The sequence below is a fragment of the Chryseobacterium rhizoplanae genome (assembly GCF_900182655.1).
GTDB lineage: Bacteria > Bacteroidota > Bacteroidia > Flavobacteriales > Weeksellaceae > Chryseobacterium > Chryseobacterium rhizoplanae.
Map to the genome: position 1 here is coordinate 267,058 of NZ_FXTC01000001.1, position 26,652 is coordinate 293,709.

A 26,652-nucleotide genomic window follows, 5' to 3' on the forward strand; every position below is an offset into this window, starting at 1 on the left:
AATGAATTTTTCTGTTCAGCCTGTTTTAGAGAATGAAGAATTTCAATTGATCCCCTTACAGCAAGGGGATTTTGAATCTTTATATGAAGTAGCCTCCGATCCCAAAGTCTGGGAACAACACCCCAACAAAGACCGTTATAAGAAAGATGTTTTTGAAAACTTTTTTACAGGAGCTATGGAGAGTAAAGGGGCTTTCAAAATTATTGAGAAAGCAACCGGAGATGTATTGGGAAGCAGCCGTTATTATGACTTTGATGAAGAAGACAATCATATTTTCATCGGATATACTTTCTATGGAACAAAATCCTGGGGTAAAGGTATTAACCCACAGGTTAAAAAGCTGATGCTGGATTATATCTTCCAGTTTGTAGATAAGGTTCATTTTCATATTGGAAAAGAAAATTTCCGTTCGCAGACAGCTTTGGAAAGACTTGGAGGGCAAAAGATTGCTGAAGAAGAAGTTGCCTATTTTGCTGAGCCTGCAAGAACCAATTTTGTATATGAAATCACAAAAGAAGCCTGGGTATGAAAAAATATAAAATTCAACACTCACCATTTATAGTTCCCACCAATGATGGGAAACTGATAGAAGAGCATTGGGGAAATTCCACCGGAAACTCTAATGTTTCTATTGCACATATGGTAGCACCTCCGGACTGGAGTGAGCCTCATCAGACCCCTGAATTTGATGAATTTACTTATATCATTTCAGGAAAAAAACAGTTCGAAATTGATGGAGAAACTGTTACTCTGGAAAAGGGACAGAGTATCCTTATTGAAAAAGGAGCGAGAATCCGATACAGTAACCCGTTTTCAGAACCTTGCGAATACCTTGCCATCTGTCTGCCTGCATTTTCTATGGAGTTGGTCAACAGGGAAGAGGAAGGAGTAGATTAAGAAAATTTTTAAAATATAAAAGGCAAATCTCGAATTTGCCTTTTGCTTTTTTTAATGTTTATTTCAAAATCTCTTTCAGGAACATCAGGGTGTGGTTCCATGCTCTTTTCGCCATGGTTTCATTATAATCCGGTGATTTCGGATCTGTGAAAGTATGTTTGGAGTGAGCGTATGTGATAATCTGCCAGTCGGCATTTCCTTCATTCATCTCTTTGATGAGGTTATTGTAATCATCAGGAGTTACACTTTTATCATCAGCGGGATTTTCCACCAGAATTTTAGCAGTTAAAGCTTCATTCTTTCTGCTCTGATCCCTTGCAAGACTTCCATGGATAGAAACTACTCCGGCAACAGGTAGATGACCTCTGGCTGATTCTAACGCCCCGGTACCGCAAAACAATAACCGATGACAGCTGTTTTGTCAGAAATGGCCCCGTTTTTCTTCAGCTGCTCCAAAGCCAGCGAAATTCTTTTCTGGTATTCGTTATAATTCTGTTTGTAATACCCTGAACTTTTAGCCGCAGATTCATTGTCTGCAGGAATTTTTCCTTCGCCATAAATATCAGCGATAAAAGCAATATAACCTTGTTTTTCAAGTTCAAGAGCCGCTGTTTTAGCTTCTTCGTCAATCCCTTTCCAGGCTGGGAGAATCAAAACTCCCGGAAGTTTTTTTCCTGCGTTGGAAGTGACAAGACCATTTAGTTTCTGTGCACCGTCCTGATAGGAAACAGGTTTAAGTTTCTGACTGAAAAGAGTTCCTGAAGCCATAATCATTGTGGTTAATAAGATCGAACGTATCATAATTAATTATTTGTGAATTAGTGAATTGTAAAACAGATTAAAATTAAGAAAATATTTAAAAGAGTTAAACGTCAATTCCAATTTTCTTCAACTTTTTGGTTAAATTGGTATCAGGAAAATCGGAACGGTAATGAAATCCAGTGACTATGATAGTATGGTTTCCTAATCTCTGTCTTTCCTTACTCTGGTCTGTAAAACTGATATTGCCCGTCTTTATAAAAAGCATTGATATGCTGAAGTCCATTGGTCAGAATAATTTCTTTGGCTCCGATAATGGAATTATACCTTGCGGTCTGTTCAAATGTTTTCTCCGTTAATTTGATCTGTGGCGCTTTACATTCGATCAGAATAACAGGCTCTGTTTTCTCGGTAATCAGAAGGTCTACACGTTTGGTCAGCCCATTCAGGACAATCTTTTTTTCGGTGATCAGGGCTGATGTAGAATAGGATTTTACAGTAAGGTAATAATGTATCCAGTGCTGTCTTACCCATTCCTCAGGAGTGAGCAGAAGATAAGTTTTACGAACCAAATCATAAATAAAAAACTTATCTTTGTCTTTCTTGAATTTAAAATCAAAAGTTTCCTGAAAATTCAGTTTTGGAAGTTCCATTTATAAGATGAAAGAATTAGATTTAATCCTCAAAAATATTAAAAATAAAGAAGTTTTACCTATTTATTTTTTTCACGGAGAAGAAGCTTACTTTATTGATGTCGCTGTGAAAGCCCTTGAACATAACTTTTTGGAAGAAGACGAAAAAGCTTTCAACCAGACGGTTACTTATGGAAAAGATACTTCTTACCAGGAGGTTCTTTCTCTGGCCAGACAGTTTCCGATGATGGGAGACAAGCAGGTGATTATCGTGAAAGAAGCTCAGGATCTACGATTCAATGAAGAGGAAAACAGAATTTTAGAATCTTATGTAGAAAACCCTGTTCCTTCTACAGTATTGGTTTTTGCGCACAAACATAAGAAACTGGACAGCCGGAAAAAGGCAGCCAAAGCTTTAGATAAAGCCAAAGCTCTTTTTCTGAGTGAATCTGTAAAGGAAAGTAATCTTCCTAAATGGATTTCAGATGAATGTGCGAAACTGAAAATCAATATAGCTCCCAATATTTCCCATCTTCTGGCAGAATATCTTGGGAATGACCTGTCGAGAATTGTCAATGAGCTCAACAAATTAAAAATTATTCTTAAAGAAGGAGAAATTCTTGACGGAACCATTGTTGAAAATCATATCGGGATCAGTAAAGAATATAATATTTTTGAGCTTCAAAAAGCGTTGGGGACCAAAAATGCCAATACTGCTTTTAAAATTGCCCATTTTATGGGAAAGAACCCGAAGAATAACCCCTTTGTAATGATGCTGGCAAGCCTTTACAATTACTTTTCAAACGTTATTATCTATCAGACGATGGCTGGACAGTCTCCACAGACCATTGCATCCCAGATGGGTGTAAATCCTTATTTCATTAAAGATTATGCGGAAAGTGCAAGACTTTATCCTTTAAAACATGCCACGAGAGTCATTTCTATTCTCCGTGAGTTTGATATGAAAGGAAAAGGACTTGGAGCAGTGAATATGGGAGAAGCAGAACTGATCAGAGAACTGGTGTATAAGATTATCAATGTGGATAAAATTAAAATGAAAGTGTGATAGGAATGCGAGATACGGGGTAACGAGTTGCGAGGTAATATCATATGAGATACGAGAGGCTGTAAAAGTATTAAATTTCCTGCCCAAATTGCTCCCGAATCCCAATAACTCAACCCTCAAACCCGAGCAATGTAACCCGAATCCCGAACCTCACAACAATTACTATCGAAATTCAACATATCAGATATTGACAAGTATCATTAAAATAACTTTAAGGAGAAATTAAAAATTCCGAAATTAGCAGTCTTAATTCAAATTAAATCTTTTCGAACAAAGTAAATTATGGAGCAAAACATTTTAGATTGTGTGATCGTTGGATCTGGGCCTTCTGGCTTCACCGCTGCTATCTATGCAGCAAGAGCAGACCTTAAACCTGAATTGTATACAGGTTTGGAGCCAGGCGGACAATTAACTACCACCACAGAAGTGGATAACTTTCCAGGGTATCCAGCTGGGATTACAGGTCCTGAAATGATGATGGATCTGCAAAAACAGGCAGAAAGATTTGATACCAAAGTTCATTATGAAATGATCACTAAAGCTGAATTCTCTAAGGAAGTTGGCGGTGTTCACAAATTATATGCAGGAAACAAAGAGATCCTTGCCAAAACAGTAATTATCTCTACAGGAGCTACAGCAAAATATTTAGGTCTTGATGATGAAAAAAAATATGCAGGAGGTGGAGTTTCTGCTTGTGCTACGTGTGACGGATTTTTCTACAGAGGAAAAGATGTTGTGGTAGTAGGAGCGGGAGATACAGCTGCTGAAGAAGCTACTTATCTTGCCAAGTTGTGTAAAAAAGTAACATTGTTGGTAAGAAAAGACGTTTTCAGAGCATCAAAAGCAATGGTTCACCGAGTAGAAAATACTCCGAATATCGAAGTTAAATTCCACCATGAATTAATCGGGATTGAAGGTGAAAACAGTCTGGTAGAAAGAGCAGTGATTATCAACAATCAGACTCAGGAGAAATCTACAGTAGATGTTGAAGGAATCTTTATCGCAATCGGTCACAAGCCGAATACTGATATTTTTGCAGGTCAGATAGATCTTGATGAAAACGGATATATCTTAACAGAAAAAGGTTCTACAAGAACAAATCTTCCGGGAGTATTTGCTGCTGGAGATGTTCAGGATCATATCTACAGACAGGCTATTACAGCTGCAGGAAGCGGGTGTATGTCTGCTATGGATGCTGAAAAATATTTAGCTGAATTACACTAATAATATTCAGTTTAGACAATACAAAGCGTGCCTGATGGGTGCGCTTTTTCGTTATAATTTTTCCAGAAATAATATGATGTTTTCAAATTTTTTGAACCATTAAGGAAATGAAGCTGTAAAGGAAAGTTAAGGAAACATCAAAGATGCTTTAAGAGCACACTGTTTCACCTTAATATTCTTAAACATTTAATTTTTCTTAATGATTTAAGATACTATGTGTTTCAATTTCGAACATGGCTCTCATCAAATATTCAATGAAAATTCATTAAATATCTAATGAAAACATTAATATATTTGTGAAACTGCAAAACGATCACGAATTGCATGTAAGAAACTATAAACTGAACAAAAAACGAATAAAAAATGAAAAGAGTAACCGCTATCGGAGGCATCTTCTTTAAGTGTAAAGACCCTGAACAAGTAAATGAATGGTATAAAACCCACCTTGGATTACCCACCAGCCCATACGGAGCCAAATTCGACTGGAAAGAGGCCGATTCTGATAAGAAAGGATATACATTGTGGAGTCCTTTTAAAGACTCTACCCAGTATTTTGAACCTTCATCAAAAGAATTCATGATCAATTACCATGTAGAGAATATTGAAGCTTTGGTAGAGGAATTAAAGAAAGAAGGTGTAACTGTCCTGGATGAGGTAGCTACCTATGAATATGGAAAGTTTGTACACATCCTTGATCCGGAAGGAAACAAGATAGAATTGTTTGAACCGGCAGGGGAGTAAAAGATTGTGATTGAGAAACTGGTGCTAATAAATATACGTAAAGCTTGTTATTCGGAGCGGAATAAAAGCGGAGTGTGGAATCTAAAATGTTTTAATAAGTTTAGATTTCTGCGGAATGACAAACATTACAACCTAAGACATGATCATTCCCCTCCCTTGGAGGGGTGGCGAAAATTCAAAGAATTTTTGACGGGGTGGTTTTCCCCACACTGTCATTCTGACGAAGGAAGAATCTCAAACTTTAAGATTCTCTTTTGTCAGAACGACAGTTATACAACATTTCTATAATGTCTAATCCAAAATATAAATCTTTTTCTCCTTAAGATTGAATCCCAGTTTTTTACCCAGCCAGTTGATACTTGTTTTTCCTTCATAAATAAGACCTTCCACAAAAGAGACTTTAGGTTTTTCAACAGTAGCAAAAGGAGTAGAAATAGTGCCAATATCACCTATATAAAACTTGGTCGTCAGATCGGGATTGAATTCACTTTTCTTTTCCATCACCTGAAGTGTTTCTTTTTTTATGCCCAGTGTATTCATTAGCTTTTCACTTAGCCAGAAAGAGTCTTTTCCGGAACCAGAATCCAGAAGAACATTAATCTTATATTTATTGTTCAGGAGCACGTAAGTAGTAATATCCATGGTTTGGTCGGCATTCGTAGACAGCTGGATATCCATTACTTTCTTACTGGCCAGTTTTTCTTTTGGAAAGACAAGTTCATTCGTAGTATAATCAATGATAAACTCTGTGTCATAAAGCATTGGAAGGGAAATTAAACCGTCAATTCCTTTGATCTCCATCTCATGAGTGGAATACCAAGTATCCTTAAATTTCTTACCATTAAAAATAATCTCTTTCGACTTGAAAAGAGGAATAATCATCTTTTCACCGGTAGCCCGGAAAGCCGTCAGATAATTATAAGTCTCTTTTGGACCAAGTTGTTTGGAAAAATTTCCCAGAAAAAGATTGATTCCTCCGCCGGTATCAAAAATAAAATTTCCCTTTTTACCATCTATTTCAGCTCCTACAATCAGGTGGCCGGAGGGAAGAACAGACATAGGCATTTTCTGAGCAAAAGCCATAGAGGCAAAAGCTAGTGAGGCAGTAACAATCGTGTTTTTGATAAAAGATTGAGTAAGCATTTGAAAGATATTGTTATTAGTTTTTAATATTCTGATGAAGCCTTACAAATATAAATTATAAAATGTAAAATTGAGTACAGGATATCGGATAGTTTTATGATTCATGATCTTTTACAATATTTTTGAATCATTTGTAAAAGTCTTTCTGTTCATGGTAATAAATGTCTTCATACTTGAAGTAAAATTCCTACATTTAGCAACTAATCAAAAAGAATATGGAAACAAAAGTCATAAAAATAACACACGTTACCGGAACCTATATTATTGAAGCTCCCCATGGAAAACTTAATGATCTGAAAAGCCAGCTGGACAAGTGCCTAAACGATGAGCAAGGGGCTATTGTGATAAAGGGAGAGGATGGTGATCAGTTTGTATATCCTTCCGGTCTTTTAAAAAATAGCTTCATTGCAATAGTAGATAAGGAATAGCCGATGTTTTGGGAAAAATAATTCCCTTGATTTCTAGTCTATTATTAATTTTTGTTAAAATTTGTGTATCAAAAGTTTTGCAGAAATTAAAAATCGTTCTATATTTGCACCACTGAAAACAACGGTATAGCCGGGGTTTAAGGAGAGTTGGCAGAGTGGTCGATTGCGGCAGTCTTGAAAACTGTTGACTGTAACAGGTCCGGGGGTTCGAATCCCTCACTCTCCGCTGAGAGGGTCTTTTAATAAAGGACCCTCTTTTTTTTGTATATGAGTGAGCCTTTTTCTTTCATTTTCAAGTAATTATGTGATAGGATATTCAGTATTGTGGGGGTTCGATAGATTCGGTTTTTGTAATAAAATTACTTCAGATTGATTTATCAGAGGGCTTTTGCAGCAATACAACATCGCTTTAAATATCTGCATCCCCTTTCCAGCGAGCAGTTTTATTTCTTTTTAAGGATAAATTTCCAGAATTTACCCGAAGAGTTCCCCAACACATACTTGCATCATACTTCAATATGTCCCCGGAATATTTGAGTGAAATAAAGGCAAAAAGACGTTCTTAAACCAATATAATCTTATTGGCTTAAGAACAAACTTATTAAGCATTTTTTAATTAAGTGTAATGCAAGATTCTTTGACTACCTGCCATCTTCCGGATGAGAATTTCCAGATCAGTGTAAAGAATTTAGGATCTGACTTCCCATTTAATTCCAGATCGCGGGTCATTACAACCATTCCCATATTTTCGTCACAAACTGCGTAATGAAAATCAGCTTTAGTAGAAAATGGTGCCGCTTTAGTATCGCTGTTTCCCTGAACAAAACTAACAAGCTGTTGTTTGTTCATTGTATCTACGGTTCCACTTTTATCAACCTTGACAATAAGTAAGTTATCCGCATAAATTTGCATTACATAGGGTACATTAAAATGTGTTGCCTCGTAAATAAGCTGTTTTGTCAGTTCAATTAATTTTTTACTGTCCATCTTTAAAATTTTAGAATGATTTAAATAGCCTCGATGACTATTATTATGCAAAGATGGATATAGTGATTTTTTTTAAACTTAAACCAGTTTAAGTTTTAATGTGTTTTTTATTTTCAATTTTGTTCCATTAACAACAATAAACAAAAATCATAATGAAAATTGTAATCATTGGAGGCACCGGACTTATCGGAAGCCAGGTAGTAAACATCTTAAAGGATAAGCATGAAGTAATAGCGGCATCACCTAATACGGGCGTAAATACTCTGACAGGAGAGGGGCTTGAAGACGCTCTTAAAAATGCGAGTGTTGTTATTGATGTTTCCAACTCACCATCATTTGACGATGAACCTGTAATGAATTTTTTCAAAACCTCAAATCAAAATTTGCTTCCGGCGGAAAAGAAAGCCGGTGTGCAGCATCACATTGCCCTGTCAGTTGTTGGAACTGATAAATTACAGGAAAGCGGATATTTTCGAGCCAAGCAGGTTCAGGAAAATTTAATTAAAGAATCCGGCGTCCCATTTACAATTGTACATGCTACTCAATTTTTTGAGTTTGCAGGCGGAATTGTAGCCACAAGTACATCGGAAGGAAAGGTAAAACTTTCGGATGCCTTTATTCAACCTATTGCGAGTGCTGATGTTGCAGCATTTATAGCCAAAATAGCCACAGAACAACCCGTCAATAAAATTCTTGAAATAGGGGGACCTGAACGATTTCAAATAGATGAGTGGATCAAACAATATATCCTGTCAACTAAAAAATCTTTGGAAGTTGAAACCGATGTCAATGCACCTTATTCAGGGGCAATACTGCAAAAGACAACCCTTACTCCTGAGAATCCCGTGTATTTAGGAACCACAGAATATATGACCTGGATTGCTAAACCTGAAAATCAACGTTGATAGAGTGTAAAGCTAAAAATGTCTTTTGTATCAATTTATAATGTAACAATTAAAATCGTAGGTTTAAATAACCTGCGATTTTAACAAATAGTATAGAAATGTATATAGGTAAATCATACCATCTTTTTGAATTTGTGATATGGACTAAAGGAAAAATTTATACACTGCTCCTGCTAGGTCTCATCCCTATATGCCTGTATCATATATTGGGAATAAAATGGGTTGCAGTTCCCTGGTCTGTCATTGCGATGCTAGGAACGGCTACTGCGTTTATTTTAGGATTTAAAAATAACCTTAGCTATAACCGGTCTACAGAAGCTCAGGATATATGGACTTCTATTGTATCAAACAGCCGCGCATGGGGTTTGGTAAGCAAAGATTATCTGCAGAATAACAATGAAACGTCAAAGATTCTTATTTATACACATATGGCTTGGATAACCGCCTTGCGCTACAGTATGAGAGAACCCAGAAGTTGGGAATCAACGGATAAAAGGCATAATGTAAAATACCGTAAACATTTTATAATTCCTGAACAACAAACAACTCTTGAAGAAGAGCTGTCCAAATACCTGGAATCTTCAGAACTGGAGAAGATTCTAAAAGTAAAAAATATTTCAACTTATATTTTGAGCCTGCAAAGCAAAACTTTGAAATCTCTATACGAAAAACAGGAAATTACGATAGCACAGTTTATTGATATGGAAAAATCCATTAAAGAGTTTTATTATTTGCAGGGAAAAAGTGAACATATAAAAGATTCACCATTTCCCAGACAGTATAATATTATTAATAATCTTCTCATTCAATCATTTTCATTTCTTCTTCCATATGGATTGCTGGCAGATTTTAACAGGCTCAATGAAAGTGTTGACGGATTTATGAAAGGAAATATGATCTGGCTGATCCTTCCCTTCAGTTGCTTAATTTCCTGGTTATATGCTTCTATAGCACAAGTAGGGGAGAATACAGAGAATCCGTTTGAAGGAGGAGCCAATGATGTTCCAATCTCCAGAATGAGTTTTCAATTGGAAGCTGAACTGAGAGAGATGTTAGGGGAAATAAATTTCAGGAATTTGGATACAGGCCAAAACACTACTATAATACTATAATGTATCACCATGGTAAAAGATTTATTTAAAAGTTCAATTGGCAGGAAAATCCTAATGGCGTCCAGCGGTTTATTCCTGATTAGTTTTCTCATTGTACACGCTTCTGTAAATGCATTGATTTTCTGTAATGATAAAGGAAAAACATTTACTGTTGGAGCACATTTTATGGCCACAAACCCTATAATCCGGACTATTGAAATTATTCTCATTTTTGGTTTTATCATTCATATCATTCAAGGACTTATTCTTTGGAAAAAAAACAAAAAAGCCAGATCAGTTCAGTATTTTTATAAGGATAATACACCGGGTGTTACATGGTATAGCAAAAGTATGACCTTACTGGGTACTTTGATTCTGCTGTTTTACGGGTCTTGCCTATATCGATATTAAGAATTTGACAAAACATAAAATTACCAGAGGAATTGATGGGGGATTATGGATAAAAATCAAAAGAGGCAAAACAAAAGTTGAGGCAAGTATTCCGATACTAACTGATGCACAGGAATTTTTAAGCAGATATGAAAATCATCCTAAATGTGTCAACGAAAATGCTGTCTTACCTGTATTAAGCAATCAAAAGATCAATGAATATTTAAAAGAAATAGGTGCTTTATGTGAAATTGATTTTGATATTACCTTCCATACAGCAAGACATACATTTGCTACTACAGTTACTTTAAATAATGGAGTTCCATTAGAGGTAGTGAGTAAGATGCTTGGACATATCAATATCAGAATGATCCAGCATTATGTCAAAATTCAAGATAAAAAGATTGGAGAAGATATGTCGGTACTCAAAAACAGACTAACAAAAGATAAAAAAATGAGAAAAGAGATCGGTTAGAAGTTAGGTACACAAAGCCCTCTGTAACCAAATTAGCAGGGCTTTACTTTAAGAACGTGAATTTTAATTTTCAGTCTATATTATTCTCAGTTTTTGTGATATATTTACAGCAACAAAATGTTTTTTTTCATCATTTGTGTTTTTTAGCCTCCTTTTGTTGGGAGGCTTTTTAATAGGTAAAAATGTTATGTTTAAAAAATTTTAGTTAAAAGTTCCATAACAGCTAAAAATATAATAAGCATAAAATCAATCATAATATTTAAGTTTTAATAGTCTAATCGAGTACTTTGTTTTTCCCACATAGATTTATAAACAGAATCTGTATTAAGGAGCTCTGAGTGGCTCCCTTGTTCAATAATCTGCCCGTCCTTCATCACCAAAATAGTATCAGCATTTGCAATAGTACTCAATCGGTGAGCAATAACAATCATTGTTTTGCCTTGATTTCTAAATTCCTGTAATGTATTTTGGATCACCAATTCCGATTCTGTATCGAGTGAAGAAGTAGCTTCATCTAAGATTAATATCTCAGGATTTTTGTACAATGCCCTTGCAATGGCAATTCTTTGTTTCTGACCACCAGAAAGCAAAGCCCCGTTTTCGCCTAAATATGTTTGAAATCCGCTGGGTAGTTTCTCCACGAAACTCAATATTCCAAGCTTTTTGGTAATATCTAAAATCTTTTGTATATTGGGGGAATCCTCACCCAAAGCAATATTTTCAATAACGTTTCCTGAAAAAAGATCGATCTGCTGCGGAACAACAGATACTAAATTTCTTAAAGAATAATTGGAAATATAATTAACAGCATAATCTCCGATCATAATTTTACCCGTTTTAAGCGAGTATAAATTTTGGATTAAAGAGGCTAATGTCGTTTTACCACTACCACTTTCTCCAACAATAGCTGTAGTTTTTCCTTTTTTTATAAGACAATTAAAATTCGTGAAAACTTCAGTTCTGCTCCCATAGCTAAAGCTTATGTCTTTAAACTGTATATCTCCAACATTTTCTTTTGTGAGATCTAGCTTTTCGATATTTTCCTCACGTTCCAAGTCCATGATTTCAAAAAGGCGGTCAGCTGCAATTAAAGCATTTTGAATGGTTTTATTCATTCCAATTAATTGTGATACAGGACCTGTAAAATACCCGATCAAAGCATAAAAAGACAGCAATTCTCCGGGAGTAATCACTCTATCAATAACATAACCTGAACCCACCCAAAGTAAAACAATCGTAAAAATTCGTGATAAAAATTCAGAGGAATTTCCGGAAAACAAAGCATTTATTACCGAAGCATAGATGGTTTTCAGGAGTTTTGAAAAAGCATTATCAGTTTTATTATTTGCAAATGTTTCTACACCGAATTGTTTGATTGTCTTTACAGAAGTGATAGATTCTACCAAATGAGATTCCAACTCAGCACTTTCTTCCATTAATTGTCTTTCTGCTTTTTTATTCAATTTATTGGTAATCCAATATACTAAAAAATAAAAAGGAATTACTAAGGCTGTAATTAATGCCAATTTCCAGTAATAAGTGAACATTAAAGCGAAGGAAAATATGATAATGAAAATATTAACAAAAATTTGTATCGAAACATCATTGATAAATGTTCGGATTTTTACGGCATCATTTACCCTAGATATGATTTCTCCAACCTTCATGGTGTCGAAAAAACGTTGAGGTAATTTTAATAAATGTTTGTAATACCCGAGAATAAGGTGCTTATCCATTTTTTGCCCTGTCTGCAAGACCAAAACACTTTTCATAGCACCAATAAAAATCTGAAACAGTAGTATTACAATCATTCCTACAGAAAGAAGGTTTAAAAGCCTTTTGTTTCCGTCTATCAGAACATAATCTGTAATTTTTTCAATATAAATAGAGGCTGATAATCCCAAAATAGTATACACCAGCGCTCCCAATAAAGCTTGTATTAAGATACTTTTGTGTGGCTGGACCAAGTTCCAGAATCTTTTATACAGGCTTGTCTTTTCGTTTCTCTGCTCAAAATATTCATTGGGCTCTGAAAGAATTAACACACCCGTCCAGATCTTTGAAAACTCATCTATTGTGTAATCCTCTAATTTTCCTCTTGCAGGATCCATCACTGTGACTTTGTCTTTAGTAACTTTATAAATGACTACATAGTGATGCATTTGTCCGTTAATAATAACATGGGCAATAGCTGGCAATGGAAGTTCAGGCAAAGCATCAATACCTCCCTTTACCCCTTTTGCATTGAAACCCATTTGTTCCAATCCCTGTATTAGCCCTAAAACATTCGTTCCCCTTGTATCAGTATGGCAGACCTGCCTGATCTTGGCAATGGGCATTTTAAGTCCGTAATGAATCGCTACGGAAGCAAGACAAGCAGCACCACAATCTTTAATATCATGCTGCTTTATCAATATATTTTTTTTCATCTGTTCATGTTTATTTTTTTATTGGCCAGATGGAATCTTTGATTTCATCATTTCAATTTTGGATTAAACCAATCATCTACGCGGTCAAATAATAATTGCCATAACGTGCGGTCAATTAAATGGAAGCGTGCTGTAAAAGTCATTCCTTTATCAACCTGTCCTTTGTAGCCGTTTTTCAATTGTAAATAGTTTTTATCCATTTGGCAGATAACTCTAAAGAAAGCTTCTCCGGTTTGTTCGTTAATTTTAATATTCTGATCGATTTCATAAACTTTGCCTTCCAATAACCCCCATTGATTATAGTTATAAGTATCTATTTGGTATTTTACGTTCTGATCTTTATGAATAAAACCTATATCTTTTGGTGAAACCAGACACTCAGCAATTAAGGAAACTTCTGGGGAAATTTCTCCTATATCTTGTCCTAGCGTCAGAAAATTATTTTTCTGTATTCCGGAGAAATTAACAAGTCTTCCCGAAACGGGAGCTGTAATGATATAGTTTTTTTGTTCCTGATTAATGCGTTGCACTTCTGAACCTAAAGAACGGATTTGCCTTTCTACTTCTCTTTTCTGTGTTTGCCATTGGGCAATTTGTTGTTCTCTTATTCCGGCAATCTGATTTTTAAGTCCTTGAAGATTATAGAAAAACTTATCATACTCTGCCTTTGGAATTACCCCTTGATTGTAAAGAGTTGCTGCTCTGTCAAAATCTTTTTGAGCTAAAGACAATTGTGTTTGTACCTGAGCAATTTTTTCCTGCATGGCAGATAATTCTCTTTGGTATTGCCCGGTTTGTAAGCCTGAGATTTGTCCTCTTGTAAGTCTATTTAAATCCTGCAATTGTGCTGAATAATCTGAACTCTGGTTGTTTTGTAAATTCTTTTGAGTATCCAGCTGCTCTGCTGTTACGATGAGCAACGTATCCCCTTCTTTGAGTTCCTGATTATTCTTTTTTAGTTTACTATAAATAATTCTCCCTGAAACAATAGCAGAAATTTTAGTGTTCTCCTGAACAGATCGTATCACTCCTCTTGATGAAGAGGAAATGGGGACTTTTATTATTGGTAAAATGCATAGGAAGGTAACTACAAGAATTAATATTCCTATATAAATTAATTTTTTGAACATTGAAAAAAGTGATTTTTACATTATAAATAGATAACCGTAAAGATTAAATAACGCATGGAAGAGAACAGTTAAAATAAAACAGTACTTATTGTTGTGCTTATAATAATAGAGATAAAGATTATTTAGAATTAATCCTCCGAAAAATGTCATCACCATGTAAAGCCAATTGTAATAGTGCATTGAGGAAAAGATTATACTCATGATAACTATACATAATATATCGTTTTGGATTTTAATTTTTTTAAGAACTAGATAAAGAATATGCTGAAAAATTAAAGTTTCTAAAATAGGAGCAATCATCAGTATGATAATTATTTTTTCAATTTGAGAAAAATTTTCTGTATTGTTGCTTTCTATTTGAAAATAAGCATTATTAATGTAATTAAAAAAATAACCGTTTAGTAATGCGGCTGCAAACGAAACTATAAAAATAATTATTTTTTTCATGAATTGTTAAATTAGGCTATTCCCAAGTGAAATAGCCTAAATAATTATATTAGTGTGGCATTGCTGAAGCCGCAAGAGCTGTTTGAGTAGTATACCATCTAACTGCACCTCCAACTGTATACATAACCCAATACCAACCGGATTCTCCACCTGAAATATTTCTCATTTGAGCTTCATTTAGCTCAAGGAATTTTCTATTGTCTAAATTCATTTTTCTTTATTTTAATTGATTAATTAAAAACTTAATAATTGCGGGAGAATATTTCATTATCGAAACAGTTAATATGAAAATAAGTAGAAATATCATGACCCTTTTTTTATTAATATTGTTGTTTCCTTTTAACATTCTCCTTTTTTATTAGTTATTGATTAGTGTCTTGGCTTTACACCGTTATAGCCATCGCTAAACCCTTCTCTGATGTCCCCAACATTTTCCCAAGCAGACCATGCTAATGCAGTTAAAACTGCTTGCCACCATCCGCCTTCAATTTCTTTTACTTCTTTAGCATCAAGCTCTATTACGTTTAAATTTTTTAAATTCATTTTGTTAAGATTTTAAATTTAGTAAATTATTTTGCCATATAATCCCTGACATGGGCTTTTTTGCTGATCAGCTCTATTTATACTTTTCATACTGCGCATTATGAAAAGAAAAATATTTGTTTTTTCCTGAGACAAACTTAGGCAAGAGTTGAACATGAAAAAAGTAATAGATATCAGGATTTATAAATCTAGTGTATGGATTTATAAATTTTAAAAATTAAAATCAATTGAAATTCAATAAAATAAATGATAAGTTAAACTGTAGTTGAGTTCTCGATTTCTTTAATGTAAATTGAAGGGGTAGTTCCGGTTTTCTTCTTGAATGCAACCGCAAATGCCTGCACATTATTATAACCAATTTCTTCCGCAATAGCCGGTAATTTATAAGAACGGAATTTTTTATCTTTTACAAGTCTTTCCAAAACATAATCAATACGCAGATCATTAAGATAAGAAGTGAAATTCTTTCCTTTATGATTATTGATCGTTTCAGACAAATAAGATGTATTGGTTTTTATATTTTTTGCCAGATTGACTAATGTAATCCCATTTTTTAAAAACAATTGTTTATTTTCAAAAGTTTCCAATTCATTTAGAATAAATAGAGTAACCTCTTCCGGAACAGTTTTAGTTATTATATTTTCTGTTTCAGCATGTTCAGGAATTTGATACAGCTCAGGAATTTCTTTTTTAATATCTATAGTAGATTCAGAATTTCTTTTTTCAATACTATGAATCAGTTCCTGGGCAATTTTCCGGTGTTCTTTTGCTGTTTTCTTTGCTTTATAATAAAGATATACAACCAATAAAAGAATTAATAATAAAAAAACAATAGAAGCATATAAAATTATTTTCTTGTTTTTTAGATCGTTGATAATCTCTTCTTTTTCTTGTAAAAGATTAGGGGTGTCATATTTCTTGGGCAGTTCTGTGGACAAATATTGAAACTGCTCATCAAGTTTTTTGTCTACTTTTAAAAAACGATCAATATAATACAATTGTTTTTCTTTATCATTCTTTTCTTTGTAATAATCTATAAGATACGTGTATACTTCCCGGAGTTCAGGAAAGGTAATATTAGTCTTTTGTACGTTAGAATCTAACTTAGTGTATGTTTCTACAACTTTTTCTTTGTTTTTTAAACCATCATAAGCTTTTCCTAAATTATAAAGTGCATTATTAGCATTGTTTGGATTGATTCTTACTATATCGTCATACACTTTGGATAGTTTTGTAATAGCAGTCTTATATTTTCTCTGTTTTAGGTCATATTTTGCTGATAAAAAAGAGTACAAATTAATATCATAATTATTTTTACTGATACTGGCAGATATTTGCCCCTCCCGAATCAGAATATTTGCAGAATCCAATTTATTAATATCAAGATAGCAGCTTATGAGTGCTATACGCATTTGGTTGTGCTGATAATCATCAGTTATGTCATTTCTATTATATAGATAACGTCTGAATATTTTTGCAGCTTCTGCATTTTTGCCTATATAACTGTTAATGTAAGCAATATTTATGTCTGCATAGGCAATTTGTCTTTCATCATTTTGTTCTTTTGCATATTTAAGCCCTAAAATATAACTATCTAACGCTGCTTTTAAATTATCATTCTTATAATATAAATTCCCTTTTATCAACAAAGTTCTGGCAGGATAGAAGCTTCCTTTTATATCCTTTGTTATTGCAGCTATGCTATCAATATACTTTAAAGCAACGGGAAAATCTTTATTAAAATGTATAAGGTTATAGCCCTCTGCTATTTCGAGTGCATTTTTTTCCTTTTTAGCTTTTTGGAGGTAATATTTTGCTATTTGCTCAGACTGCGGAAATTGATTATGATCGTAATAATCATAAAATTTATTTTTCAGCTGGGAATATTTAAATTCAGATAAACTATCAATATTATGGTTTTGAGCATCTGCCAAATTATTAAACAATAATATTATAATTGGAAATATATACTTCATCATTTTGTAAATACACTGCAAATTTACATTTTATTCATTAAATTAGGAATCCATGAAAAATCTCAAATAAATGTATTTAAATTTTTGATAATTAGTATTTTAAATTGTTTTTGAAATGATGGATTTATAAATCCATATTGTATTTTTATTGTAACATTGGAAAATATTCTTTTATTTGCGTTTGATTTTTAAATATTATTATCGATGAAAAAAAAGACAATTAAATCAGAAAAAAAATTATCATTAAAGAAAATGCAAATAATGAAAATTAGTGAAATGAAAACAATTAACGGAGGAAATAATCAATTAGATAATGCTAATGATGAACCAGGAACTTTAATTCCTCAAAATCCTGTATCAATAAGAAGATAAAAAATGAGACAATTAATATTTATCATTATTAGTACTTTGTGTACCCTTCCTTTAAATGCTCAAAAAAGAAATCTTGCTCCATCTGTTCCTACAACAGATGAATATTTTGAGACTAAAATCGTAGATGAGTACAGAAATTTAGAAAATTTAGAGAGCCCTTCAACAAAGAAATGGATGAAGACTCAAACGGATTATACTAATTTAATTCTTAGTCAAATTCCTAAAAGAAAATTTTATTTAGATAAAAGGTTGGAGTTTGATAAAAGACAGGGATATTCTGTTTCAAATTTAAATATAACTAATAATGATAAATATTTTTATTTAAAAAAAGATGGTAATGAAAAAGCAGCAAAGCTTTATTATCGGGAAGGGTTTTTAGGAAAGGAGGAATTACTTTATGATCCTGCTAATTATAAAAGTAATGAACAGAATCATGAGTTTGTAATTAACCACATTAGCCCTGACTTAATTGGAAGTAAGGTAGCTATTGCAATGGCTGAAAAAGGGAAGGAGCTTGCAGAGGTTATTATTATGGATGTGAAAAACAGATACATCCATCCCGAAGTAATTACTAATACAATGCCCGCAAATGTAGGAGGGATTAAGTGGTTGAATGATAATTCAGGATTTTTCTATACATATTTTCCAATCGATGATTCCAAATCTCAGAATTTCTATAAACACACACAAGCTATTTTATACAAAATAGGGACAAATCCAAAAGAATTGGCAGATATTTTTTCTGCTAAAAATAATCCTGAGCTAAAAATAGATGAAAAAAGAGCCCCTATTATTTTAGATTCTAATGATAAATATTACGTAGGAATGTTACTTGACAATAATTATTACAGACAAACATTTATAATTCCTAAACAAGATTTATTAGAAAATAAAAAAACGTGGAAAACTCTTTATACGAAAGAAGATAAAGTTAGATCTTTACAGGTAGTAGATAATGATTTGTATTTTTTATCTCAGTATAACGCTCAAAATTACACACTTTGTAAAACTAATATAATAGCTCCAAATTATAAAAATCCTGAAATTCTTATTCCAGAAAGAAATGATGAAGTGATAGGACAATATAGATTCACTAAGGATGGTATTTATTACACAACTACAAAAAACGGAGTTGAAGCAAAATTATACTTGTATAAAGAGGGAAAAAGCATTCCTATCAAACTACCTTTCCCTTCAGGAAATATCAATTTGCAAGCAAAAGGAAAAGATTTTTCAGACATTTGGGTAAGCTGCTCTGGTTGGGCGAATGAAGAGCAGCGCTTTAGATATGATATAAAAATAAATTCTTTTTCTCCTGAAAATATGTCTCCTATTGCAGAATATCCTGAGTTTAAAGAAATATTAGTTAAGGAAATCACCATAAAAGCAAGGGACGGTGAAGAAATACCATTATCTCTCATATACAATAAAAATATTATTTTAAATAGTAATAATCCGGTTCTATTTGATTCGTATGGTGCTTACGGATATTCTCAGAGACCGTTCTTTGCTCTGACCTATTTATTGTGGGTAAATCAAGGAGGAGTAATGGCTATTGCTCATGTGCGAGGAGGAGGAGAAAGAGGAGAAAAATGGCGCTTAGGAGGGTATAAAGAAACAAAACCAAATACCTGGAGAGATTTAATTGATTGTACAGAATATTTAATTAATGAAAAATATACCTCAAAAGATAAAGTTGCCATTTGGGGGGCCAGTGCGGGAGGAATTACAGTAGGACGAGCCATGACAGAAAGACCTGATTTATTCAAAGCTGTAATTCTGGAAGTGCCAACAACAAATACATTAAGGGATGTGCTTACTATTGGTAGCAATGTAGATGAATATGGAACATTACAAGATTCTAAAGAGTTTAAAGCTTTACTGGAAATGGATGCTTATTACCATATCAAAAGAGGAGTGAAATATCCTGCAACATTCATTACCGGAGGGATAAATGATCCTAGAGTTCCGGTTTGGGAACCTACAAAATTTGCTGCTAAACTACAGTCGAATAATACTTCAAAAAATCCTGTATTACTTCAAATAGATTATGAAGGAGGACATGGCGGCAATACAACTACTCTTCATGGACATTCAAACCTTTCAGACATTTTTGCCTTTGCATTCTGGCAATTAGGACATCCAGATTACCAGCCAAAAGAAAACACCAAAAAATAAATGTCACGTTTTCCGTATCAATTTTTTGATGAATATGTAATGCGTACTCCTTCATTTTCTTGCAAAAACTTTCAACAGACAATAAATAGTAAAGATGAAATTACGGATGCAGAACTGAAAGAAATCTGTGCCAATTCAATATTTCAGGAAGCCATTTACTTGGCTTCACCTAATCTGTATGAAGAATTAACTAAATGGATTAGTTCAGAAAAACAGCTTTTGCCAAAAGAACATCAAAAACTAAAACAAACCATACTAAAATATTATAGCCGAATAAGTACACGCTGTACTCCATTCGGCTTATTTTCAGCAGTTGGGTTGGGATCCTTCGACAAGCTCAGGATGACAATTCCAATTTCAGAAAAAATTAGAGATACCAAATTGGATATGCACTTTCTTGTTTCCTTAGCTCAACATTTTGTGAAACAACCGGAGATAAGAAGGAAGCTTTTATTTTCTCCCAACAACAGTATTTATAGAGTAGGTCATAAAATTCGTTACGTTGAATATGAATATAATAGTGGGAAAAGAGATTATATTATTTCATCTGCGCCACTTTCAAACGAATTACAACAAATATTAGATTTTTCAAAACAAGGGAAAACTATACGACAAATTGCAGAAATTTTGATTGATGAAGAAATCACAGAAGAAGAAGCCGTAGAATTTGTGGAAGAACTCATCAATAATCAGGTGTTGGTAAGTGAGTTAGAACCTAATGTTTCAGGAAACGATTTCTTGGATACCATCATTACTATTTTAGGCAGAAGAGAAATAAAAGACGAAGCCGAAGTTTTAATTTCGATAAAAAATAAGCTGAATGAATTAGACCAAAACACTGGTAATCCGATCTCCAGGTATACTGAAATTGAAGAATTAATAAAATCATTTGCTATAGAATATGAACCAAAATATCTTTTCCAAACCGACCTTTATCATAAAGCTTTGTTTCATTTGTCTTTTGAATGGAAAAAGCAATTAAAAAAAGGAATAAGCTTTTTAAACAAAATCACTTTGAGTCAAAGGGAAAGTGAATTTTCAAAATTTAAAAAAGCTTTTAACGAAAGATTTGAAACACAGGAATTACCATTGCTGTATGTTTTGGATAATGAAGTAGGTATTGGCTACAAACAAAATACTTTCGCAAAAGGTATCCATCCTTATTTAGAAGACCTTATATTTCCGGTTCCACAGAAAAACCAAAACAAGAATATTGAGCTTAATTCAGTTCATGAGATTCTTAATGAAAAGGTGCAGGAAGCTTTATTGGAGAATCAATACAGTATTGAATTATATGACGAAGATTTTAAAGGTTTTGAACAGAGATGGGATGATTTACCAGATACGATTTCCATCATGACAGAACTCATTTCGGATAATAATCAGGAAAAATTAGTTTTTAGCAGCAGTACCGGAAGTAGTGCAGCTAACCTTCTGGGGCGATTTTGTTCAGAAAAATCGCAAGTTCAGAATCTGACAAAAATCATTGCCCAAAAAGAGCAAGAGCTTAATTCTGATGAGATTTTAGCAGAAATAATCCATTTGCCGGAAGCAAGAATCGGAAATGTAATAAGAAGGCCAACTTTAAGGCAATATGAAATTCCTTATTTAGCCCAATCTCTTTTGCCTACCGAAAATCAAATACCTGTAAAGGATTTGTATATTTCCTTGAAAAATGATGAAATTGTTTTACGCTCAAAGAAATTAAATAAAAAGATCATTCCTTATTTAACAAACGCTCATAATTATTATACAAATACTCTTCCTGTCTATCACTTTTTATCTGATTTATATTCCCAAAATATTAGATCGGGGCTTCATTTCAGTTGGGGAGGATTAGAACATATTTATAAATTTTTACCAAGAGTAGAATATGATAATATTATTCTTTCAAAAGCCAGATGGAAAATTACTGAAAAAGATATTTCTTCTTTAGATTTATTGAATTCAGACAAAGAGGATTTTTTACTGAAACTAAGAAATTGGAGAAACAAAAGAAAAATTCCTGTGTGGATTCAATGGAGAAAATTTGACAATACTTTAACTATGAATTTGGAAAATTATGATATGGCAAAACTTTTTATACAAACTGTAAAAAGTGAAAAATCAATTATCATTGAAGAGTTTCTGTATAACGAAAATGATGATTTTAAACGAGAGTTCATCTTTCCAATGTACAAAGTAAAATAAAAGCACATACATCATGATGAAAAGGAAATTTCCTCCGGGAAGCGAATGGCTTTATCTTAAAATTTATACCGGGGTGAAAACAGCAGATCTAATTTTAGAAGAAACAGTTCAGCCCTTCATAGAATATTTTCAGAAAAACAACTACATTTCAAAATGGTTTTTCATCCGGTATTATGATTCGAAGCCGCATTTAAGGGTAAGGTTTAGGCTGAATAATACTAATGATTACAGTAAAATACTTGATAGAATTAACAATAAATTTCAACAATATATAGAAAGTGGGGAAATTTCGAGTATTGTGATTGATACTTATAACCGGGAAATTGAACGTTATGGGGAAAACACCATTGAAGGTTCTGAAACCTTGTTTTGTAAAAACAGTGAGTTCATCTTACAATACCTACATTACGATGATGAGGAAAAAATCATTGTTTCTCTTTTTTATATTGATGAAGTTTTGACTCAGCTCAATCTTTCAGTCCAAGAAAAACTGGATTGGATCAAAGATTTCAACATTGCTTTTAAACAAGAATTTAATGCAGATAAAAGACTTAACTCACAATTAGACAAAAAATATCGGGAGTTTAAGCCAAAATATGTAGATTTTACTCAATCAGAAGAATTTTTGGAAGAGCGGAATATTATTATTTCTAATATTGAAGAAAGTAATTCGGCTTTACAAGATATTATCTACCATAATGAAAACCAATCTTTAGGAATGTCTTTGCAAAGCTTTTTCAGTAGTATATTCCATATGAATATTAACAGGCTTTTCATCTCCAATCAGCGCTTGTTTGAGATGATAATTTATGATTATTTATTGAGGTATTATAAAATGAAATTATTTCAATAATCAAATCAATTCTTTTTGAAGTCTTAGTTACAACATTGATATTAAGAATTTTTTATGTCATAAAAACTTATTCATCAACTTGATACTTTTTAATATCAAAGTCAAAATTAAATAACTCTTGGGGATGTATTCTTAAAGCTAAGGCAAATTTTGTAAGAGTCTTTAATGTTAAATTTCTTTTTCCTGTTTCATACTTACTAATTTCAGCCACATCTATATTGGTAAGAAACTCTATATCTTGTTGATTTTGTTTATTTTTCAGCCTTATTTCAGAAATTTTTTTGCCTATTAGAAATTGTAAATCTTTATTAATATCCATCTTTACCTAGTTTGCTAGCAAAATGCATTATTTCTTAAAAAAGCATATTGGGATATATGCCAATATTGAAACATATTACCTATATTTGTAAAATAAGTTACAAAAAATGTAACTTTGCGATACTTCAACGAAAAATAGAAGCTATTCCTTAGAATCTTGTATTAGAAAAGCTGGCACTTTTCAATAGGAACAAGATGATAAGTACTTCAGCAGCAACTCCAAAAGCTAATGAAAGTACTAAAGAAAATTCCAGTCTTCATCAACTTTTTGTGTTAGCACTTAAAGATATCTATTATGTTGAGGGTGCAATTATAAAAGCTTTGGATAAAATGCAGGAAGCAGCCACTACCGAAGAGCTGAAAGATGCATTTGAGGATCATCAGCTTCAGACAAAGAAACATATAAGCCGATTGGAAAAAGTATTTAAACTCCTTGGCAAAACACCTGAAAAGAAGGAATGTAAAGCCATCAAAGGAATTATAGAAGAAGGTGAGGAGGTTATTAAGTATACTGAAGATGGCTCTATGACACACGATGCTGCATTATTAATGTTCATAACTATAAGCCATATACCTTCATAAGTATATGGCTTATTTTAATTTATGAGTGTCATTGTCTTACGTTTTTCAAAAAAAGAGACTTTCGGTTTTAGCTTTTTGGATTAGATTGAATGATCTTATCAAATATTTCGTTTAATGCTTCCTCCATTACTGAAGCGGTATTATTTCCACTTTGATTTGTGATAATAAAAATACCCAGTTCATATTTGGGAATGATATAAATATAGCATTGCGAACGCGGTACACCACCATGATGCAAATAATAGGTTCCTAATTTTTTGTCTGTAATAATATTCCAGAAATATCCAATACTAAACTCAGGATCAAATTTTACAAGAGGTCGGAATGATTCTTGGATAATCTCGTTTTTTTGCAATAAAAACCGTATGTATTTTACCATATCAGGCAAAGTAGATTTTATATTGCCGGATGCACCCCAGGGTAATATCGGCATTGGGGATGTAATTACAGGATTGTCACTATGATAACCACTGGCAAGTCTTTTTAATTCCTGGTTGGAAAGTGTGATCTTAGTATGTTCTGCTCCCATGTTTTCAGATAGATAATCTGTCAGAAGTTTTTCAAAATCAGTTTTGTAAACCTTCTCTAAAATGGCAGCCATAAGCTGAGTACCAGCACTGGAATAAGAGTATTTATAACCTGAAATCGTATCGATTCTCACCTGATGCAGATCTGTTAAAAAATCCTTTTTGTTGTAATTTCGATATAATGTATTGAGTTTGGCTGGCGTGTCATGATCTGTGAAGTTCTGTAGGATCGTATTTGCTTCAGGGGGAAGCATGCCGGGAATACCGCTGGTGTGTGACAGAAGATCCTTGATTTTAACAGGACGATTCTTAAATTTTAAGTTTGGATAGCTTTCTGCTAAATACTTTTGTACGTCATCATCAATATGCAGTTTCTTATCTTGTACGGCTTTTACTGTCAATATTCCCGTAAGTGTTTTGCTCAATGAACCGATCTCATAAATTGTTTCATTATTTGGAATATTCTTCTTCCCTTCTTCTAATTCACCATAATGTCCTATATATTCCTTTCCATGGTAAACCACACCAATCGAAGCAGAATGAATCAGTGGCTTTGTAATCATTTTATGTAAAGCACTGTCAACTATATTCTTGACATTGTCAGTCTTTGTTATGGTAATGCTTTTAGTTTCTCTGTTGATTGATTGCTGTGATAAAAGCAGATTCGATAATAATAAAATAAAAAGGGGAAAGGTTTTCATGGTTTTGCGATAAGTAGCGCCAATGTAACTATAATGTTTTTAATAAATTCAATACTCAATATTGAAACTGAAATTTGGATTTATAAATCTTTTCATAGAAATATTTTGCCGGGCAGGCTTTATTCATCTATCTTTATTTAAACATATTCGAGTACAAAAAGTATACTGCCAGGCTATATGAAACAACCACTATTATTTTTCTCAACCGGATACTTTATCTATATTGGGCGTGCTATTGACACTGTTGTTCACGAGCATCATGCTATACAGATTGCTATAAGCCTTGAGGACGAAATAGAAGTGATTTCATCCGGTTCCGTTCTTAAAAATAAAGCGGTTATCATCAATTCTGATGAACCTCATGAATGCAGAACTTACAACAATGAATTCCTGCTGATCAATATTGATCCTGAATGTAAAATAGGTGCCGGACTTAAGAAAAATTATCTGTCCGGGAAAAAAATAACAATATTACCGGAAACCATTATAGATGAACTATTGATAGGTATAAAGCCTTTGCTGGAGGAGAATACATCTGCTGACTCTATTTTTAATATAATACTTCAATTCCTTCAGAAACTGTCGGATACCGATGGAAACAAGAGAATGGATGAAAGGATCGTCAGAGTTCTGGAGGTTCTTAAGCAACCCGGGCATGAACCATTAAAGATTGAAAGTTTATCAGCTTTAGCTTATCTTTCTCCAAGCAGACTCATTCATTTGTTTACAGAACAGGTTGGCATTCCTGTGAGAAAATATATTCTTTGGACACGACTTTTAACCGCATTACAGTATATCATAGACGGCTGTAATATCACAGATGCAGCCCTGGAAGCAGGGTTTTCAGATACTCCACATTTCAACCGAACGTTCAAGAGGATGTTCGGGCAGGCTCCCACACTGTTGTTGCAGAATAGCCGAATCATACAAGCTTATATAAAATAGGTGCAGCATCTTTGCCTATATAATTTAAATCTGATATTATGTATGCCATTAACCATGCTGCAACAGCTTTGTTGATTAAAAAAAACAATCCCAAACTTCCATTGTTCCCACTGTTGGTTTCCGTACAGCTTGTAGAAGTATTCTGGGTATTTTTCAACTATCTGGGTTGGGAACACTTTTCAATCTCGGGGGGTAGGGTACATCTTGACTTTCTGCCATATTCACATTCTGTTTTTTCAGGAATTGCTGCTGCGGTACTTTCATTTTGTGTGATCAACTGGGGGTATAAAAACAGGAAATTAGCGTTGGCATTTGCCATTGGCGTCCTGTCTCATGTTGTCATTGATGTGATTTTTCATGAGAAAGATATTCAGCTGTCGCCATTCTCTGCCAAACCGGTTTTAGGGCTGGGAATTCTGGATTATCCCATTCTGAATTTCATTATTGAGTTTGCTTATGGGATATTTTGCTGGTGGTATTTTAAAGGCAATAAAGCATTGCTCTGGGTAATTATTATATTCAATATTATAGACCTGCCGATTATGCTGGCACACGGTGATGCACTGAATCCTTTTGTCCGTTATCCTTTCCTTCTGCCATCGGTTATATTATTCCAGATCCTTATTACATGGTATTTTGTTTACCGATATGCCCATTCAAAAGATGACAAGAATGAATCTGTTATGAATGAAATATAAGCATAGATGACATGTAGAAAACCTC

30 protein-coding genes and 1 tRNA gene are annotated in these 26,652 nt (G+C 33.4%); 18 read left to right on the forward strand and 13 right to left on the reverse strand.

The window, feature by feature from the left end; translation table 11 throughout:
• The first annotated feature begins 1 nt into the window (after position 1).
• Both FN817_RS01170 and FN817_RS01175 read left to right on the forward strand, forming a co-directional pair.
• Positions 2–529: a GNAT family N-acetyltransferase gene (locus FN817_RS01170; protein ID WP_142716354.1), complete on the forward strand. Its 528-nt coding sequence runs from the start codon at positions 2–4 to the stop codon at positions 527–529.
• Positions 526–897: a cupin domain-containing protein gene (locus tag FN817_RS01175; RefSeq protein WP_047423296.1), complete on the forward strand. Its 372-nt coding sequence runs from the start codon at positions 526–528 to the stop codon at positions 895–897. Before FN817_RS01170 ends, FN817_RS01175 begins: the two co-directional genes overlap by 4 nt.
• Before the next feature lie 58 nt (positions 898–955).
• On the opposite strand, the gene FN817_RS23510 is transcribed toward FN817_RS01175, so the two are convergent.
• The 3 genes from FN817_RS23510 to FN817_RS01185 form a co-directional block, all read right to left on the reverse strand.
• A complete protein-coding gene (locus FN817_RS23510) occupies positions 956–1,297 on the reverse strand; it encodes a dienelactone hydrolase family protein (RefSeq protein ID WP_317129963.1) in 342 nt (113 codons plus the stop codon).
• Complete coding sequence (locus FN817_RS23515; RefSeq protein ID WP_317129964.1) at positions 1,273–1,698, reverse strand: dienelactone hydrolase family protein; 426 nt, start codon at positions 1,696–1,698, stop codon at positions 1,273–1,275. Before FN817_RS23515 ends, FN817_RS23510 begins: the two co-directional genes overlap by 25 nt.
• A gap of 179 nt (positions 1,699–1,877) precedes the next feature.
• On the reverse strand, positions 1,878–2,309 hold the full coding sequence (locus FN817_RS01185; protein ID WP_142716355.1) for a type I restriction enzyme HsdR N-terminal domain-containing protein: 432 nt from the start codon (positions 2,307–2,309) through the stop codon (positions 1,878–1,880).
• Between the two features lie 7 nt (positions 2,310–2,316).
• Between FN817_RS01185 and holA the strand changes: the two genes are divergently transcribed.
• From holA to FN817_RS01200, 3 genes are all read left to right on the forward strand, one after another.
• Complete coding sequence (holA, locus tag FN817_RS01190) at positions 2,317–3,354, forward strand: DNA polymerase III subunit delta (RefSeq protein ID WP_142716356.1); 1,038 nt, start codon at positions 2,317–2,319, stop codon at positions 3,352–3,354.
• Positions 3,355–3,636: 282 nt separating this feature from the next.
• Positions 3,637–4,578, forward strand: coding sequence for a thioredoxin-disulfide reductase (gene trxB, locus FN817_RS01195; RefSeq protein WP_047423291.1), 942 nt, complete (start codon positions 3,637–3,639; stop codon positions 4,576–4,578).
• A gap of 363 nt (positions 4,579–4,941) precedes the next feature.
• The gene (locus FN817_RS01200; protein WP_142716357.1) at positions 4,942–5,319 is read left to right on the forward strand and encodes a VOC family protein; all 378 of its coding nucleotides are present in this window, start codon (positions 4,942–4,944) and stop codon (positions 5,317–5,319) included.
• 291 nt (positions 5,320–5,610) lie between these two features.
• On the opposite strand, the gene FN817_RS01205 is transcribed toward FN817_RS01200, so the two are convergent.
• Positions 5,611–6,462, reverse strand: coding sequence for a pepsin/retropepsin-like aspartic protease family protein (locus FN817_RS01205; protein ID WP_142716358.1), 852 nt, complete (start codon positions 6,460–6,462; stop codon positions 5,611–5,613).
• A 215-nt stretch (positions 6,463–6,677) separates the two neighbouring features.
• On the opposite strand from FN817_RS01205, the gene FN817_RS01210 reads away from it, so the two are divergent.
• Positions 6,678–6,890, forward strand: a complete 213-nt coding sequence (locus tag FN817_RS01210) for a glyceraldehyde-3-phosphate dehydrogenase (protein WP_142716359.1) — start codon at positions 6,678–6,680, stop codon at positions 6,888–6,890.
• A gap of 141 nt (positions 6,891–7,031) precedes the next feature.
• Positions 7,032–7,116: transfer RNA gene (locus FN817_RS01215), tRNA-Ser, on the forward strand.
• Positions 7,117–7,502: 386 nt separating this feature from the next.
• Here FN817_RS01215 and FN817_RS01220 read toward each other — a convergent pair.
• The gene (locus tag FN817_RS01220) at positions 7,503–7,877 is read right to left on the reverse strand and encodes a hypothetical protein (protein ID WP_142716360.1); all 375 of its coding nucleotides are present in this window, start codon (positions 7,875–7,877) and stop codon (positions 7,503–7,505) included.
• 152 nt (positions 7,878–8,029) lie between these two features.
• Here FN817_RS01220 and FN817_RS01225 point away from each other — a divergent pair, with 152 nt between their 5' ends.
• The 4 genes from FN817_RS01225 (at position 8,030) to FN817_RS01240 (ending at position 10,738) form a co-directional block, all read left to right on the forward strand.
• Complete coding sequence (locus FN817_RS01225; RefSeq protein ID WP_142716361.1) at positions 8,030–8,782, forward strand: SDR family oxidoreductase; 753 nt, start codon at positions 8,030–8,032, stop codon at positions 8,780–8,782.
• Positions 8,783–8,880: 98 nt separating this feature from the next.
• Positions 8,881–9,894, forward strand: coding sequence for a bestrophin family protein (locus FN817_RS01230; protein WP_142716362.1), 1,014 nt, complete (start codon positions 8,881–8,883; stop codon positions 9,892–9,894).
• Positions 9,895–9,903: 9 nt separating this feature from the next.
• Positions 9,904–10,284, forward strand: coding sequence for a hypothetical protein (locus FN817_RS01235; RefSeq protein ID WP_142716363.1), 381 nt, complete (start codon positions 9,904–9,906; stop codon positions 10,282–10,284).
• A gap of 4 nt (positions 10,285–10,288) precedes the next feature.
• On the forward strand, positions 10,289–10,738 hold the full coding sequence (locus FN817_RS01240) for a site-specific integrase (RefSeq protein ID WP_228451432.1): 450 nt from the start codon (positions 10,289–10,291) through the stop codon (positions 10,736–10,738).
• A gap of 266 nt (positions 10,739–11,004) precedes the next feature.
• Here FN817_RS01240 and FN817_RS01245 read toward each other — a convergent pair whose 3' ends face one another.
• The 6 genes from FN817_RS01245 to FN817_RS01265 all read right to left on the reverse strand — a co-directional run bounded on the left by FN817_RS01245 (position 11,005) and on the right by FN817_RS01265 (position 17,266).
• A complete protein-coding gene (locus FN817_RS01245; RefSeq protein WP_142716365.1) occupies positions 11,005–13,167 on the reverse strand; it encodes a peptidase domain-containing ABC transporter in 2,163 nt (720 codons plus the stop codon).
• 47 nt (positions 13,168–13,214) lie between these two features.
• On the reverse strand, positions 13,215–14,297 hold the full coding sequence (locus tag FN817_RS01250) for an HlyD family secretion protein (protein ID WP_142716366.1): 1,083 nt from the start codon (positions 14,295–14,297) through the stop codon (positions 13,215–13,217).
• A 15-nt stretch (positions 14,298–14,312) separates the two neighbouring features.
• A complete protein-coding gene (locus tag FN817_RS23550) occupies positions 14,313–14,744 on the reverse strand; it encodes a CPBP family glutamic-type intramembrane protease (protein ID WP_142716367.1) in 432 nt (143 codons plus the stop codon).
• Between the two features lie 49 nt (positions 14,745–14,793).
• On the reverse strand, positions 14,794–14,955 hold the full coding sequence (locus FN817_RS22995; protein ID WP_167498793.1) for a hypothetical protein: 162 nt from the start codon (positions 14,953–14,955) through the stop codon (positions 14,794–14,796).
• A 158-nt stretch (positions 14,956–15,113) separates the two neighbouring features.
• The gene (locus FN817_RS23315; protein ID WP_185149884.1) at positions 15,114–15,287 is read right to left on the reverse strand and encodes a hypothetical protein; all 174 of its coding nucleotides are present in this window, start codon (positions 15,285–15,287) and stop codon (positions 15,114–15,116) included.
• A gap of 254 nt (positions 15,288–15,541) precedes the next feature.
• Complete coding sequence (locus FN817_RS01265; protein ID WP_142716368.1) at positions 15,542–17,266, reverse strand: helix-turn-helix domain-containing protein; 1,725 nt, start codon at positions 17,264–17,266, stop codon at positions 15,542–15,544.
• 201 nt (positions 17,267–17,467) lie between these two features.
• Between FN817_RS01265 and FN817_RS23000 the strand changes: the two genes are divergently transcribed.
• Genes FN817_RS23000 through FN817_RS01280 form a run of 4 tightly spaced genes read left to right on the forward strand, consistent with a single transcriptional unit; the run spans position 17,468 to position 22,856 of the window.
• Positions 17,468–17,635, forward strand: coding sequence for a hypothetical protein (locus FN817_RS23000; RefSeq protein ID WP_165790577.1), 168 nt, complete (start codon positions 17,468–17,470; stop codon positions 17,633–17,635).
• A 3-nt stretch (positions 17,636–17,638) separates the two neighbouring features.
• Positions 17,639–19,813 (forward strand): prolyl oligopeptidase family serine peptidase, encoded by a 2,175-nt coding sequence (locus FN817_RS01270; RefSeq protein WP_142716369.1) that lies wholly within the window; start codon positions 17,639–17,641, stop codon positions 19,811–19,813.
• A 39-nt stretch (positions 19,814–19,852) separates the two neighbouring features.
• Positions 19,853–22,003, forward strand: coding sequence for a lantibiotic dehydratase family protein (locus FN817_RS01275; protein ID WP_228451433.1), 2,151 nt, complete (start codon positions 19,853–19,855; stop codon positions 22,001–22,003).
• A gap of 16 nt (positions 22,004–22,019) precedes the next feature.
• Positions 22,020–22,856: a thiopeptide-type bacteriocin biosynthesis protein gene (locus FN817_RS01280; protein ID WP_228451483.1), complete on the forward strand. Its 837-nt coding sequence runs from the start codon at positions 22,020–22,022 to the stop codon at positions 22,854–22,856.
• Positions 22,857–22,923: 67 nt separating this feature from the next.
• Here FN817_RS01280 and FN817_RS01285 read toward each other — a convergent pair whose 3' ends face one another.
• Entirely contained in the window at positions 22,924–23,175 is a 252-nt protein-coding gene (locus FN817_RS01285) for a helix-turn-helix domain-containing protein (RefSeq protein WP_142716372.1), read from the reverse strand.
• Positions 23,176–23,369: 194 nt separating this feature from the next.
• Between FN817_RS01285 and FN817_RS01290 the strand changes: the two genes are divergently transcribed.
• On the forward strand, positions 23,370–23,756 hold the full coding sequence (locus tag FN817_RS01290) for a DUF892 family protein (protein WP_142716373.1): 387 nt from the start codon (positions 23,370–23,372) through the stop codon (positions 23,754–23,756).
• A 67-nt stretch (positions 23,757–23,823) separates the two neighbouring features.
• On the opposite strand, the gene FN817_RS01295 is transcribed toward FN817_RS01290, so the two are convergent.
• On the reverse strand, positions 23,824–24,846 hold the full coding sequence (locus tag FN817_RS01295) for a serine hydrolase domain-containing protein (protein WP_142717033.1): 1,023 nt from the start codon (positions 24,844–24,846) through the stop codon (positions 23,824–23,826).
• A gap of 315 nt (positions 24,847–25,161) precedes the next feature.
• Between FN817_RS01295 and FN817_RS01300 the strand changes: the two genes are divergently transcribed.
• Positions 25,162–25,929, forward strand: a complete 768-nt coding sequence (locus FN817_RS01300) for a helix-turn-helix transcriptional regulator (RefSeq protein WP_142716374.1) — start codon at positions 25,162–25,164, stop codon at positions 25,927–25,929.
• A gap of 38 nt (positions 25,930–25,967) precedes the next feature.
• Complete coding sequence (locus FN817_RS01305; protein WP_142716375.1) at positions 25,968–26,627, forward strand: hypothetical protein; 660 nt, start codon at positions 25,968–25,970, stop codon at positions 26,625–26,627.
• The last annotated feature ends 25 nt before the right edge of the window (positions 26,628–26,652 follow it).

Coding starts and splice junctions, on each gene's coding strand:
- FN817_RS01170 (WP_142716354.1), top strand. CDS start 2: ATGAATTTTTCTGTTCAGCCTGTTTTAGAGAATGAAGAATTTCAATTG.
- FN817_RS01175 (WP_047423296.1), top strand. CDS start 526: ATGAAAAAATATAAAATTCAACACTCACCATTTATAGTTCCCACCAAT.
- FN817_RS23515 (WP_317129964.1), bottom strand. CDS start 1,698: ATGATACGTTCGATCTTATTAACCACAATGATTATGGCTTCAGGAACT.
- FN817_RS01185 (WP_142716355.1), bottom strand. CDS start 2,309: ATGGAACTTCCAAAACTGAATTTTCAGGAAACTTTTGATTTTAAATTC.
- holA (WP_142716356.1), top strand. CDS start 2,317: ATGAAAGAATTAGATTTAATCCTCAAAAATATTAAAAATAAAGAAGTT.
- trxB (WP_047423291.1), top strand. CDS start 3,637: ATGGAGCAAAACATTTTAGATTGTGTGATCGTTGGATCTGGGCCTTCT.
- FN817_RS01200 (WP_142716357.1), top strand. CDS start 4,942: ATGAAAAGAGTAACCGCTATCGGAGGCATCTTCTTTAAGTGTAAAGAC.
- FN817_RS01205 (WP_142716358.1), bottom strand. CDS start 6,462: ATGCTTACTCAATCTTTTATCAAAAACACGATTGTTACTGCCTCACTA.
- FN817_RS01210 (WP_142716359.1), top strand. CDS start 6,678: ATGGAAACAAAAGTCATAAAAATAACACACGTTACCGGAACCTATATT.
- FN817_RS01220 (WP_142716360.1), bottom strand. CDS start 7,877: ATGGACAGTAAAAAATTAATTGAACTGACAAAACAGCTTATTTACGAG.
- FN817_RS01225 (WP_142716361.1), top strand. CDS start 8,030: ATGAAAATTGTAATCATTGGAGGCACCGGACTTATCGGAAGCCAGGTA.
- FN817_RS01230 (WP_142716362.1), top strand. CDS start 8,881: ATGTATATAGGTAAATCATACCATCTTTTTGAATTTGTGATATGGACT.
- FN817_RS01235 (WP_142716363.1), top strand. CDS start 9,904: ATGGTAAAAGATTTATTTAAAAGTTCAATTGGCAGGAAAATCCTAATG.
- FN817_RS01245 (WP_142716365.1), bottom strand. CDS start 13,167: ATGAAAAAAAATATATTGATAAAGCAGCATGATATTAAAGATTGTGGT.
- FN817_RS01250 (WP_142716366.1), bottom strand. CDS start 14,297: ATGTTCAAAAAATTAATTTATATAGGAATATTAATTCTTGTAGTTACC.
- FN817_RS23550 (WP_142716367.1), bottom strand. CDS start 14,744: ATGAAAAAAATAATTATTTTTATAGTTTCGTTTGCAGCCGCATTACTA.
- FN817_RS22995 (WP_167498793.1), bottom strand. CDS start 14,955: ATGAATTTAGACAATAGAAAATTCCTTGAGCTAAATGAAGCTCAAATG.
- FN817_RS23315 (WP_185149884.1), bottom strand. CDS start 15,287: ATGAATTTAAAAAATTTAAACGTAATAGAGCTTGATGCTAAAGAAGTA.
- FN817_RS01265 (WP_142716368.1), bottom strand. CDS start 17,266: ATGATGAAGTATATATTTCCAATTATAATATTATTGTTTAATAATTTG.
- FN817_RS23000 (WP_165790577.1), top strand. CDS start 17,468: ATGAAAAAAAAGACAATTAAATCAGAAAAAAAATTATCATTAAAGAAA.
- FN817_RS01270 (WP_142716369.1), top strand. CDS start 17,639: ATGAGACAATTAATATTTATCATTATTAGTACTTTGTGTACCCTTCCT.
- FN817_RS01275 (WP_228451433.1), top strand. CDS start 19,853: ATGCGTACTCCTTCATTTTCTTGCAAAAACTTTCAACAGACAATAAAT.
- FN817_RS01280 (WP_228451483.1), top strand. CDS start 22,020: ATGAAAAGGAAATTTCCTCCGGGAAGCGAATGGCTTTATCTTAAAATT.
- FN817_RS01285 (WP_142716372.1), bottom strand. CDS start 23,175: ATGGATATTAATAAAGATTTACAATTTCTAATAGGCAAAAAAATTTCT.
- FN817_RS01290 (WP_142716373.1), top strand. CDS start 23,370: ATGATAAGTACTTCAGCAGCAACTCCAAAAGCTAATGAAAGTACTAAA.
- FN817_RS01295 (WP_142717033.1), bottom strand. CDS start 24,846: ATGATTACAAAGCCACTGATTCATTCTGCTTCGATTGGTGTGGTTTAC.
- FN817_RS01300 (WP_142716374.1), top strand. CDS start 25,162: ATGAAACAACCACTATTATTTTTCTCAACCGGATACTTTATCTATATT.
- FN817_RS01305 (WP_142716375.1), top strand. CDS start 25,968: ATGTATGCCATTAACCATGCTGCAACAGCTTTGTTGATTAAAAAAAAC.